Source organism: Nocardiopsis kunsanensis DSM 44524 (assembly GCF_000340965.1).
In the GTDB taxonomy this organism is placed as follows: Bacteria; Actinomycetota; Actinomycetes; order Streptosporangiales; family Streptosporangiaceae; genus Nocardiopsis; species Nocardiopsis kunsanensis.
Map to the genome: position 1 here is coordinate 59115 of NZ_ANAY01000018.1, position 12521 is coordinate 71635.

Annotated in this window: 9 protein-coding genes; 2 read left to right on the forward strand and 7 right to left on the reverse strand. The window is 71.0% G+C overall.

Annotated elements, in window-relative coordinates; genetic code table 11:
• Window position 1: 1 nt before the first annotated feature.
• Window positions 2-4069 (reverse strand): SCO7613 C-terminal domain-containing membrane protein, encoded by a 4068-nt coding sequence (locus D456_RS25070; RefSeq protein ID WP_026115835.1) that lies wholly within the window; start codon window positions 4067-4069, stop codon window positions 2-4.
• A gap of 392 nt (window positions 4070-4461) precedes the next feature.
• On the opposite strand from D456_RS25070, the gene D456_RS0113350 reads away from it, so the two are divergent.
• Together D456_RS0113350 and D456_RS0113355 are read left to right on the forward strand one after the other, a co-directional pair.
• Entirely contained in the window at window positions 4462-5262 is an 801-nt protein-coding gene (locus D456_RS0113350; RefSeq protein ID WP_017576685.1) for an aggregation-promoting factor C-terminal-like domain-containing protein, read from the forward strand.
• Between the two features lie 57 nt (window positions 5263-5319).
• Complete coding sequence (locus tag D456_RS0113355; RefSeq protein WP_017576686.1) at window positions 5320-5991, forward strand: aggregation-promoting factor C-terminal-like domain-containing protein; 672 nt, start codon at window positions 5320-5322, stop codon at window positions 5989-5991.
• A gap of 189 nt (window positions 5992-6180) precedes the next feature.
• On the opposite strand, the gene D456_RS0113360 is transcribed toward D456_RS0113355, so the two are convergent.
• The 6 genes from D456_RS0113360 to D456_RS0113385 all read right to left on the reverse strand — a co-directional run bounded on the left by D456_RS0113360 (window position 6181) and on the right by D456_RS0113385 (window position 12486).
• On the reverse strand, window positions 6181-7569 hold the full coding sequence (locus D456_RS0113360) for a class II fumarate hydratase (RefSeq protein WP_017576687.1): 1389 nt from the start codon (window positions 7567-7569) through the stop codon (window positions 6181-6183).
• A 29-nt stretch (window positions 7570-7598) separates the two neighbouring features.
• Window positions 7599-8327 carry an RRXRR domain-containing protein gene (locus D456_RS24180; RefSeq protein ID WP_338036324.1) on the reverse strand — a complete coding sequence of 243 codons (729 nt, stop codon included), beginning with the start codon at window positions 8325-8327 and terminating at the stop codon, window positions 7599-7601.
• Between the two features lie 256 nt (window positions 8328-8583).
• Window positions 8584-9189, reverse strand: coding sequence for a DUF1707 SHOCT-like domain-containing protein (locus D456_RS0113370; RefSeq protein ID WP_017576689.1), 606 nt, complete (start codon window positions 9187-9189; stop codon window positions 8584-8586).
• Between the two features lie 181 nt (window positions 9190-9370).
• A complete protein-coding gene (locus D456_RS0113375) occupies window positions 9371-10756 on the reverse strand; it encodes a PhoH family protein (protein WP_040699276.1) in 1386 nt (461 codons plus the stop codon).
• A 264-nt stretch (window positions 10757-11020) separates the two neighbouring features.
• Complete coding sequence (locus D456_RS0113380; RefSeq protein WP_017576691.1) at window positions 11021-11782, reverse strand: isoprenyl transferase; 762 nt, start codon at window positions 11780-11782, stop codon at window positions 11021-11023.
• Between the two features lie 92 nt (window positions 11783-11874).
• Window positions 11875-12486, reverse strand: a complete 612-nt coding sequence (locus tag D456_RS0113385; RefSeq protein WP_193373835.1) for an RNA polymerase sigma factor — start codon at window positions 12484-12486, stop codon at window positions 11875-11877.
• Between the last annotated feature and the right edge of the window lie 35 nt (window positions 12487-12521).

Sequence of the window (12521 nt, forward strand, 5' to 3'; positions counted from 1 at the left end):
GTCACCGCATCGCGGCGTAGGCGTGGCGCAGGTTCCGCAGTCCGCGCAGGCTCGCCTCGTAACGGGCGCCCACCGTGAGCAGCAGGGCTCCGACCACGGCGAACGGGAGCCAGTTGGGCAGCTCCACGAGCAGATCCACGAACGGCGTTCCGAACGCACGGACCGACACCACGAGCAGAGCCGCGCCCCCGGCGACCAACGGTGCCTTCAGACGTGCGCGCAGGCCCCACAGGGTGACGGCGAGCCCCACGGCGACGACCGCGAGGACGCGCCACGCGGGTTCGTCCTGCAGGACCGCCATGGCCGTCGAGGGTGTCAGGAGCAGCAGGAGTCCGCCGCCGTGCGCGAGCCAGCTGGAGGGCTGCGCCGACCGGTCGGCACGGCGGCTCCATTCCCACCCCACGGCCGTCGCCGCCAGTGCCGGCGGCACGGTGTAGGCCTCGGGCACCGTGACCTCCCAGGAGGCCAGGACGGTCCACAGGGCGGCGAACATGAGTCCGGTGCCGCACAGGGCCAGGAACCGGCGGTTCGGGCGCAGAGCACTGCACAGGGACACCACACCCAGGCACGCGAGCCCGAGTGCGGCGAGTTCGCCGCGCACCCCGGAGGAAACGGCGAGCACCAGGGCGATGACCGCCCACAGGGAAGCAGGGACCTCGGCTGCTTCCGACAAGGGGCTCCGGAGCCGGGGCGCGACCGCTGCGACGGCCGCGGTCAGGGCGATGGGCAGCAGCGCGGCGTGCTCCACCGGCAGCCCCAAGGTCAACGGGACCACCAGGGCGCAGCCACCAGTCGCTCCGGTGGCCACGGCGGTCGCGGTGACCGCGACCGGGACGGTACGGGCCAGGGCCGCGGCGACCGCACCCGCGACGGCGAGCGCGAGCAGGGCCACGACCGTGGTGGGGCCGGTGGCCAGCGACCATCCGAAGGCCCACACGAGCACGGACGCGCCCAGCAGGCCCGGGACCCACAGTTCGGCGGTGTACCGCCGCTGCAGGGCGGCGGCGGTGGTCAGGCCGGCACCGACGGCGAGTGCGGTGAGAAGGGCGACCAGGAACGGCAGTTCCAGCACGATCGGGACGGGGACGAGGGCCGCCGGGGCGATCAGGGACCCCGCCACCACACAGCGATCACGTGCGAGCACCCACGTCACGCACCAGGCCGCAGCAGCCGCGACCAGGACCGCGATGGCCGTGAGCAGCCCTTCGGAGGTCGAGGTTCCGAGCACGTCGTGGGCAGGAGCCCACAGGACCGGGTCAGGCGCGGCCCACACCCCGTGCACGCCGGGGCCGACCACGAGGAGCGGGGCCAGGGCCGGGCCCGCGACGAGCACGGTCGAGGGCATGAGCGCAACACCCGCGTACCGGGCGACACCACCGAGGCAGAGCCCGACGGCGGCGCAGAGCAGGGTCACCAGGGCCGCGGCCCACCACCATCCTGCGGAGGTTTCCGCGACCAGGGCGAGAACGAGCAGGTGCAGGGCGCCCACTGTCACCGTGGTGGCCCACAGGACGACCGCGGACACGTACAGGGACCGCGCGAGGTCGGGTTCTGTGGCGTCGCGGCCCGGGACACCGGTTCCCCGGATGTTCGGTACGGCGCAGCGCAGGACGAGGAGCGCCCCCGTCACGAGCGTGAACAGGGCCAGGGCCGTGGTGTACGCCGAGGCCAGGGACCAGACCAGTCCCCACAGCAGCACGACGGTCCCCACCAGGACCGGGGCCCAGCGTGCCCGGGCCTGCACGCCCAGGCGGACCGGGAGCGCGATCAGGCCGGCGCCCACGGCCAGGGACGTGGCCACGGCGAGCAGGAACGGCGCTCCGAGCACGATCGGGAGCGGCAGGAGGGTGACCGGTGCGGTCAGGGCACAGACGAGGAGCCACGAGCGGCGGTCCAGGTGCCGTGTGAGGGCCAGGGCCGCGGCCCCGGCCACCAGGACCGCGACCACGGTGGCGGCCCCGCCGGAGACCGAGGTGTCCAGGACCGTGTGCGCCGGTTCCCACACGGTCGGGGCCGGGCCCGCGCTCGGACGGGGGATCAGCCGGGCCACCGGGGCGAGCGCGGGCCCCGCGACGAGCACCGTCACGGGCATGAGGGCGGTCCCGACCGGGCGTGCGGCACCGCCCCGGCTCAGACCGAACGCTGCGCACAGCAGCACCACCGAGGACGCGGCCCACCACGGGGCGGTGGAGTTCCCGGGTGAGACCTCCAGGGTCAGGGCCAGGACGGCCACGTGGACCGCACCGACGGCCATGGCGAGGATCCACAGGACCAGGGCGCAGCAACGCAGGACCCCGGCCACGGTGGTTCCCGGGGCGCTCTCGTCCTCGGACACCACCGGCCGGGGTACCGCGACACTGCGGTCCTGCCCACCCTCGCTCCCCTGCGCGGGTGCACGGCCGGCCAGGCGCAGACACACGAGGGCGAGCACCGCGAACAGCACCAGGGCCGCGACCAGGGAGTGCTGCACGGCCGTGGCCCACCACAGACCGAGGACCAGGGTCGCGCAGCCGCCGGGGGCCAGTGCCCGGGTGCGGTGGCCGGGGATCCGGAACGGGGCCAGCAGCATGGCCGTGCCCAGGGCGAGGGTCCATGCGACGAAGACCCCGTGGGAGAGCCCGAGTAGGAGCCCCGCCGGAAGGAGGGTGAGCGGCACAGCGGCGGCCAGGTGGGGCAGCAGGTGTCCGGGGCTCAGGAAACGGACCGCGACCGCGCCGAGGACGGCGGCCGCAAGGACCGGCCCGAGTGCGACCAGTACGGTGTCGGGCGCTTCCCACCCGGCCCGCAGCACCTCGGTCGCCGGGCGGCCCAGCGGCTCCGTGCTGTCGGCCCACCACCAGCCGAGGGGGCCGGGGAAGAGCGCGTGGGAGGTCCGGGAAGCGGCCAGGGGTGCCAGGGCGAGCACGACGGCACAGACGTGCTCCGTGGCCTTCCCCGGCACACCGGGGGCCAGGAGGAGGCCCGCGGCACCGGCGAGCAGGAGGGCGGCACCCGCGGCCCACCCCGCCTCGGGGCCCAGGGGCAGGGTGAACGGCAGCCCCAGGAGCGCGAGCACCGCCATCACGACCGCACTCGTGCGCAGGCCGACGGGGTCGGACACACGCAGCACCAGTGCGTCGGCGAGCGCGGTCGCGGCGACCACCGCCAGGAGCCAGACCGCGGAACCGGTAACGGGGAAAACCGAGACCACGGTCAGGACAGGCACGGGTTGGGCGAGCACCACAGCGACGGGCACGTTGGAGTGCAGGGGCACGAGCCGTCCGTGCAGGGCCAGGAGCGCTGCCACCACGACCGTGGCGCCGGCGGTGTACCCCACCGGATCGATGTCCTGCCCGAGCAGGACCCACAACAGGAGTGCGTCCACGGCGAGGAAGACCGCGAGCAGCGCACCCAGGGTCTGGGCCGTGGCCCGGAGCCCGCGCCGGTGCAGGGGGACGGCGATCCAGGCGATGGTGCCGGTCACACCCAGGAGCATGAGGACGCGGGCCCCGGTGTCGGCGGCGGTCCAGGCCCAGACGGCGAAGACGAGGGCGGCCACGGACATCAGGGCCGCGCCCAGGCCGAGAATGACGTTGCGCGCGGAGCGGCGACGGACCTCGGGTGCGGCGCCGGGGGTGCCGGAGGACCGGGACGAGCCGGGGGCGATCCGGGCCGGGGACGGCTCCTCACCCCGAAGGGCCCTGTCCGCCTCGACGCGGTGCGGCGCGGACGCGCCCGGCGCCTCGTACACGCCGGGTGCGCTACGGGCCACGTGTGGCTCGGCCGCGAACCCCTCGGGCACCACGGGGACCGAGGGAGCACCGTACGTACGGTGTGGTCCGTGTGACCCGGGGCTTTCCGTACCGCGGGGGTAGGCGGCCGCCGGGGACGTCGGGGGCATCACCTCGTCCGCCGGGGCCCGGGAAGCCACGTGCTGCGCAGAGGGCTCCTGGGCCCCGGGTGCACTACGCAGGCGCACGAGGATCTCCTCGCGCTCGGCCGCCAGCTTCCGGAAACGCCGGTCGAGCACCAGGAGCCGGCGGTCGATCCGGCGCAGGCGGGCCGCCAGGGGAGGCTCGTGTGTGTACATACCGGCATCCTCACCGCAGCAGCGGTTCCGGCACATCGGTACGGATACTCAGTCGGCCTGAGCACGAGAACTACGACACACCCCGCAGTGGCCAGAAAGTAATTTACTCTCCGTTGTGAATGTGCAGCTCAGAAACCCTTGAGCTCGACACATTCCGTAATGTGCCCCAAACCACAGCAAAAACGGTGTTACGTACTCGTGACTGTGGTGCAGTCTGAGGGCGCTGCAACAGCATCCCCCCTCGCCGCGTGGGACTCCCGTACCGCGGACCGTGGAGCGGACCATCCGCCCCCTTCTTCCGCGCCATTGCCCGGGACACGCGGCCAGCGCGCAATCACGGCAGAACACGGCCTCACAAGGGCCGTGCCGTGCGTCTACGCGAAAGGGCGATCGTGCCACCCAACCCGTTCACACCACGTCGGCTGAGCGCCATCGGTGCCGCCGCGGTGGTCGCGGTCTCGACGCTGTCGGCCGGGTCCTTGGCCCGGACCGGCGACGTCGGCCCCGGCGCGGCCTCCACGGCCGCAGTGCCGCCCGCGGCGGGAGCGGACGAGGACTTCTTCGCGCCCTCCCCCGGGGCCGGCGGGGACGAGCAGGGGGCCGAGCGCGAGCAGAAGCGCCCCGAGGCCGAGCAGACCACCGAGGAGTCCGCCCGCACCACGGACGGACAGGGCGGGGCGGCCCACGAACCCGAGCCGGAGCCCGAGGGCGAGAACGGGGGCGGGGACGAGGAACCCTCCCCCGCGGAGAGCCCCGCGCCGGAGTCCGGAACGCAGGGGCCCTCCACGGGCGAAGCCGACCCGGGGCCCGGGCCCCAGGGCCCCTCCTCCACGGAGAGTCCCGAACCCTCCCCGCCCTCGGGCGGCTCCGGTCCCGCTCCGGAGCCCGACGGCCCGGCCCGGGAGACCGCACTCGAGATGGTCCTGGACCAGGGGTGGGGAGCCGACGAGTTCCACGACTGCCTGGAACCCCTCTGGGAGAAGGAGAGCAACTGGAACCACACCGCTGAGAACTCCAGCACCGGTGCGTACGGCATCCCGCAGTCGCTCCCCGGCGACAAGATGGCCTCGCACGGTGAGGACTGGCGGACCGATCCCGCCACCCAGATCTCCTGGGGCCTCAGCTACATCAAGGACCGGCACGGAAGCCCATGCGAGGCCTGGCGCCATTCTCAGGCGAACAACTGGTATTAATAGGGCTTTCCATGCCATTGACCCCCTCTTGGGAAGGCAATCGTGCTACTCAACCGAATGTCGCTGCGTAGTACGGCGGCGGTCGGTGCGGCGACACTGGTCGCCGGCGTGACGTTCGCTGCCACGGCTTTCGCGAACGACGGTCTGGCCCCGGACGCGGCCCTCAACGCGGCCGCCCCGGACACCGAGAACGAGACCGAGGAACCACGCGAAACCGATACCGAAAGCACGGAGGACTTCTTCGACTCCTCCGACGGACCGACCGAGGAAGAGCTCGCCGAACTGCGGGCCCAGGCCGAGGAGCGGCGCGACACCGTGCTCGGCGGGGGTGTCCAGTCCGGCGCCCTCGAAGGAACCAACATCGAGGAAGAACCGGAGGAGGAAGAGGAGGAGGAAGACCCCGAGTCCTCCGACCCCGGTTTCTCCGGCGACCCGAAGGAGTACGCCCTCCAGGCGGTCGAATCCGAGGGCTGGGGAGCCGACCAGTTCCACAACTGCCTCGAGCCCCTCTGGGAGCGCGAGAGCAACTGGGACCACACGGCCACCAACTCCAGCTCCGGCGCGTACGGCATCCCGCAGTCGCTGCCGGGCAGCAAGATGGCCAGCGCAGGCGCCGACTGGGAGACCAACCCGGCGACACAGATCGACTGGGGCATCGGCTACATCAAGGACCGGTACAGCTCGCCGTGCGCGGCCTGGGAACACTCCGAGGCCAACGGCTGGTACTGATCCCCCACACGGAGGAAGGGCCTGCCGTGACCGTCCCGCCGGTCCCGGCAGGCCCGCTGAAGCGGGCAGGGCCCCGCGGCCACCCGGCCGCGGGGCCCGTCCTCGTCGGCCGCCCCGCCCGGCAGGCGCGGGGCCGCGGCACACGAAGGGCACGCCGCGGGCGTGCGGCGTGCCCCGGGGTGGACCGAACTACTGGGAGTTGGTCATCTTCAGGACGTCGAGGGCCTCGTCGAGCTGGGCCTTGGTGAGCTTGCCGTCCTCGATGTAACCGCCCTCGATGACCACCTCGCGGATGGTCTTCTTCTCCTTCAGCGACTGCTTGGCGACCTTGGAGGCCTCCTCGTAGCCGATGTAGCGGTTGAGCGGGGTCACGATCGAGGGGGAGGACTCCGCGTAGGTGCGGCACTGCTCCTCGTTGGCCTCGATGCCGTCCACGCAACGGTCGGCGAAGACCCGCGAGACGTTGGAGAGCAGGCGGACGGACTCGAGCACGTTGCGCGCCATCATCGGCAGCTGCACGTTGAGCTCGAAGTTACCGCTGGCACCGCCGAAGGCGACGGCGGCGTCGTTGCCCACGACCTGCGAGGAGACCTGGAGCATGGCCTCGCACAGGACGGGGTTGACCTTGCCGGGCATGATCGAGGACCCGGGCTGCAGGTCGGGGAGGAAGACCTCGCTCAGGCCGGTCGTGGGGCCGGACCCCATCCAACGGATGTCGTTGGCGATCTTGGCGTATCCGGTGGCGATCGTCCGCAGCTGGCCGGAGAGCTCCACCAGAGCGTCGCGGGCGCCCTGCGCCTCGAAGTGGTCGCGGGCCTCGCTGAGCGCAAGACCGGTGTTGGCGACGATCTCGGCGATGACGCGGCCGGCGAAACCCTCGGGGGTGTTGATGCCGGTACCGACGGCGGTACCGCCCAGCGGCAGTTCGGACACACGCGGCAGGACGGCCTCGAGGCGCTCGACACCGTAGCGCACCTGAGCGGCGAAACCGGCGAACTCCTGGCCGAGGGTGACCGGGGTGGCGTCCATGAGGTGGGTGCGCCCGCTCTTGACCACGGAGGAGAACTCGGACGCCTTGCGGTCGAGAGCGCCTTCCAGGTGCCGCAAGGCCGGGACCAGGTCGTTGGTCACGGCGGCCGTGGCGGCGATGTGGATGGAGGAGGGGAAGACGTCGTTGGACGACTGCGAGGCGTTGACGTGGTCGTTGGGGTGCACGTCCAGGCCGCTGCGCTCCTTGGCGAGCGAGGCGACGACCTCGTTGGTGTTCATGTTGCTGGAGGTGCCCGAACCGGTCTGGAAGACGTCGACCGGGAACTCACCGTTCCACTTGCCGCCGGCGACCTCCAGGGCGGCCTCGCGGATCGCCTTGCCGTACTCGTCGGAGATCACGCCCAGCTCGGCGTTGACCTTGGCCGCGGCGGCCTTGATCTCACCGAGGGCGGCGATGTGCGCGTTCTCCAGACCCTGGCCCGAGATCGGGAAGTTCTCGACGGCACGCTGCGTCTGGGCCCGGAACTTGGCCTCGGCAGGAACCTTGACCTCACCCATCGAGTCGTGCTCGATGCGGAAATCACTCATAGTTTTGTCGGGCGTGGAAACCCGGACCTTCAGGGCCGGGAGAAAACGCCCTCTCCTTTCCATGTGTAGGCATGGCCGTCCGCTCTTTGCAGCAGACGCACGTACTTGCGGTTGATGCCCTGGACGGTGCCCTGGCTGGTGGTGATGTTGGAGCCCCCCGAGGCCCGCACCGCCACGCGCCCGGTGTGGGTGCCCGCCTTCTTCCCCTCGGGCACTACGGCACGGACCAGGTCTGCGGTGCAGACCCCGAAGCCCCCCTTGGTCCGGGGAAGACGCAGACGGGCGAACCCGTGCTTGTCGGCGCGGGTGCGGGCGCAGGAGCCCCGGTCCGACCCGCCCCGTGCACGCGGGTGGGCGTGGTCGATGTTCAAGGTCGTGTCCGTGGCCCCGCAGTACACACAGGCCCGATCGAACTCGGCCGGCAGGCACTCGCGTACCTCGTAGCCGGCCAGGGCGCCCTGCTGGTACTCGGTGCCCTCCAGGGGTGTTCCGGCGGACAGGGCACGGGTGCCGGAAGCGACCCGTTCGACATGCACCGCCGTGAACGGCGCCCACCGGGTGAGCCGGGACACCCGAGCGGTGGTGGCCTGCACCCGGTGTTCCAGGGACGGGTGCGGCCACCCCCGGGGGCGGGGACCGGGTCCCGTTCCGTGCCCGATCCGGGGCGTGTCTGCCGACTCGGATTCCAGAGCAAGCTGCTGAGGAGGCACAGCCTGGTGGGTCTTCTGTCCTGCGCGGAACGCGGCCAACTGGGTCACCTCCCTCGTGTGTCGGCTGGTGCTGGTGAAGGCGGATCTCAGCCGCAAGAGCTGACAGCCCGGCCCTTCGGGGCCGAGATCTCTTTACTGCTACCCGACTCTCCTGGGCAAACCTGTGGAAGAAAGCCTGCCAGACACGCACGGCGCGCCGGGAACTCACCCGTGTTGCGCACGTCATATCTACATTCACGCAGGTCACACCCTACGTACGGTATAGCCCCGGGACAGCTGCTCCGTCCGGGGCCCCGCTACCGCCTCAGGCCGGGTCACGGCGCGCGATGCGGCGCCTGCGGACCAGGCCGAGGCGCCGGCGCCGGCGGGGCGCGCGCACCCGCACCAGGCCGAACAGGGTCAGACCGGTGATCTCCAGGACGGGCGGCCGGGAGCGTTCGGAGGCGCGCGCGGTGGTGGTACGCAGCCCGAGGAAGGAGCGGCCGGTGATACGCACCTCCACCCCCTCGGGCACATCGATCTCCACCAGGCCGAAGAGAGCGGTGATGTTGAGGCGCTGGTGGTTGCGCAGGAACAGGGCCTCGCGCAGGTCGATGTCCACCCGTCCGGCCACCGCGACGACGTTCTCGTCGGGGTAGGCCACCCAGCGGCCCCGCCGGGACAGAGTGGTCATCAGCGCCAGAACGGGCTGCGGGTCCAGCCGGATCGGCTGCCGTTCGGCCGGCAACAGGTCGGCGGTGGCCTCCGGGAGTTCACCGAGGGTGCGGGCGGCCTGGACCCGGTCGCTGCGTTCGGTGAACTCGTCCATGTCGATACGGCCGTCGGCGACGGCGTCGCGCAGGGCGTCCAGGACACGGGCGCGGTCGCTGTCCGAGGCACGGAGCCGTTCGGGCGGGACTTCCTCATTCACAACACACCAGCTTAGGAGGTGGCGCTCGGCTCGGCCAGACCTGGGCCCTCCGCGAGCCCGGTGCCCGGGTGTCCTGCTCCCGGCCCCGGTGACGCGGTTCTCGGCCGGGCCAGGACCGTGTGAGGAGCCCGGCACGGGGCCCGCCCCGAGGGTGCGCGGGGCGGGCCGGCCGGTGTGCCGCTCAGTTCTCCAGCATCTCGGTGACCAGGGCGGCCACCGGGGAGCGCTCGGAGCGGTTGAGGGTCACGTGGGAGAACAGCGGGTGACCCTTGAGCTTCTCGATGACGGCCACGATCCCGTCGTGGCGCCCCACCCGGAGGTTGTCGCGCTGGCCGATGTCGTGGGTGAGCACGACCCGCGAGTTCTCACCCAGACGGGAGAGCACGGTCAGCAGCACGTTGCGTTCCAGCGACTGGGCCTCGTCGACGATGACGAACGCGTCGTGCAGGGAGCGGCCGCGGATGTGGGTGAGCGGCAGGACCTCCAGCATCCCGCGGTCGACGATCTCCTCGATGACGTCCTCGTTGGCCACCGAGGACAGGGTGTCGTGCACGGCCTGGCCCCACGGGCTCATCTTCTCGTTCTCGGTCCCGGGCAAGTAGCCCAGCTCCTGGCCGCCGACTGCATAGAGGGGACGGAAGACCATGACCTTGCGGTGGCATCCGCGTTCCATGACCGCCTCCAGCCCCGCGCACAGGGCCAGGGCGGACTTACCGGTGCCGGCGCGGCCGCCGAGGGAGACGATGCCGACCTCTTCGTCGGTGAGCAGGTCGAGGGCGATGCGCTGCTCGGCGCTGCGCCCGTGCAGCCCGAACACGTCGCGGTCGCCGCGCACGAGCTTCACCGACTTGTCGGGCCGGACCCGTCCCAGTGCCTTGCTGCGCTCGGAGACCAGCACCAGCCCGGTGTGGCAGGGCAGGTCGATGGCCTCCTCGATGTCGCTGGACCCGGACTCGAAGAGCTCACCGACGTTGTGGGCCGGCACGTCGAGTTCGGCCATGCCCGTCCAGCCGTGCTCGATGGCCAGCTCGGCCCGGTACTCGTCGGCGGTCATCCCGATGGAGGAGGCCTTGATCCGCATGGGCAGGTCCTTGCTGACGAGCACGACCTCCCCGGCCTCGCTGTCGTCCTCGCCCTCGGCCTGCTCCTGCAGTTCGATCTGGAGGTTGCGGGCCACGGTGAGGATGCGGGTGTCGTTGTCACCCAGCCGGAATCCGGCCGGGAGCACGCACGGATCACTGTGGTTGAGTTCCACGCGTAGGGTCCCACCGTCCTCGTTCACCACGACGGGAACGTCCAGGCGGCCGTTGTCGACCCGGAGGTCGTCCAGACGGCGGAGGGCCTCGCGGGCGAAGTACCCCAGTTCGGGGTGGTGCCGCTTGCTCTCCAACTCGGTGATGACCACGACGGGGATGACGACCTCGTGCTCCGCGAACCTGGTCATGGCCGACGGATCGGCGAGCAGGACGCTGGTGTCGAGCACGTAGACGCGTGCTCCCTCCATGCCTACCGGGTGGAGGTCGGCCACGGATCGGCTGTCACGGCGATCGGTCGAGGTACTAGCCACTCGTTCTCCCCTTGGGTGCCGCAGGGGCACCTCGCTGTCACGGGATCATGGAGGACCGGGACCGGACCCACGAGGGCCGGGTCCGGCCCTCCTCGTCGAATATCCGCGTTGACGCAGGGATTCAATGAGACGGGGCCTCCCGAGCGGGTGGCCGCTCGCCACCCGCGCTCACCGACGCTACGCGCCGTCCGACCCGTTTTCCAGGGTTCGAGCCCACGTCGCGATGAACACCGTGTGAAGACGGGGGCGGGGAAAGGAAGGGGGTCAGTGGCCGAAACGCCGGTTGCGCGCGCCGTACGAGCGCAGTGCACGGAGGAAGTCCACCCTGCGGAAAGCGGGCCAGTAGGCCTCGCAGAAGTAGAACTCCGAGTGCACGCTCTGCCACAGCATGAAGCCGGACAGACGTTGCTCCCCCGACGTGCGGATGAGCAGGTCGGGGTCGGGCTGGCCGCGCGTGTAGAGATGCCGGGCAATGTCCTCGATGTCCAGGCGCTCCGCGAGCTCCTGGATCGAGGTTCCTCGGTCGGCCTCGTCGTGGAGGAGCGACCGAACCGCGTCGGCGATCTCACGTCTACCCCCATACCCGACAGCGACGTTGACAACCAGACCCGGATTGCCGGATGTGGCCTCCTCCGCCTCTTTCAGCGCACGGGCGGTGGAGTCGGGCAGGATGTCGAGGGCTCCCACGCGCCGGGTGTTCCAGCCCTCCTCGCGCAGACGGGTGATGGCCTTGTCGATGATGCGCACCAGAAGGCCGAGCTCCTCCTGGTCCCGGGAGAGGTTGTCCGTGGACAGCATCCACAACGTGACGACCTGTACACCGAGCTCGTCGCACCAGCGCAGTACCTCGAAGATCTTGTCCGCGCCGGCGCGGTGGCCGAGTTCGGCGCCCCCCAGGCCGCTGCTCTTGGCCCAACGCCGGTTCCCGTCCATCACGACGCCGACGTGCCTGGGCACCTCCCGGCTGGTCAGACTGCGTTCGAGCCGTTTCTCGTACAGCCAGTACAGGGGGTCACGGAGCCCCATTGGCGAAACCTCTCAGAGCTGGATCAAAAACGGCACACCCAAGACTCGGGCGTGCCGGTGGGGATGTGTCCAGAGTAGTTCGCCCTGGGAGGTCACGAGACAGTCAATGACTTCCGCACGTGTTTACGGCCCTGGTGAATGCGGGATTTGACGGTGCCCAGAGCCAGATTCAGCTCCGAGGCGATCTCGTTGTAATCCATCTGGCACAGGTCCCGCAGGACGAGCGGCGCCACCAGGTTGGGGCGGTCCTTCTCCAGCTGGTCGAGCGCCTCGAGCAGGTCGATGCGGGAACCGGCGATGACACTGGTGGTGCGGGGGTCGCTCTGGTTGGGCATGCGCTCGGCCTCGGTGGGGTACTCGGCCGAGCGGCGCTTCATGGAACGGTAGGTCTGGCGCGCGGAGTTGGACACCACGGTGTAGAGCCACGTGGTGAACAAGGAATCGCCCTTGAAACTGCCGATCTTGCGCGCCACACGCAGAAGGGCGTCCTGGCACGCCTCCTCCGCGTCCTGGCGGTAGGGCAGGAAACGCGAACAGCGGCGGAGCACCTCCGGCTGGATGCGCCGGAGCAGCTCGTCCATGGCCGTCTCGTCGCCGTCCTTGGCCCGGCGCGCGAGGTCTTCCAGCTCCTCGTCGACATTGCTCGCCACCCGACGCTTGGGCATGGGCCTCTCCGCGTGGTCTGAGTGGTCACTACTCGGCATGACTGCTCTTCTCCCTGCTTCACAGGACGTCCGCC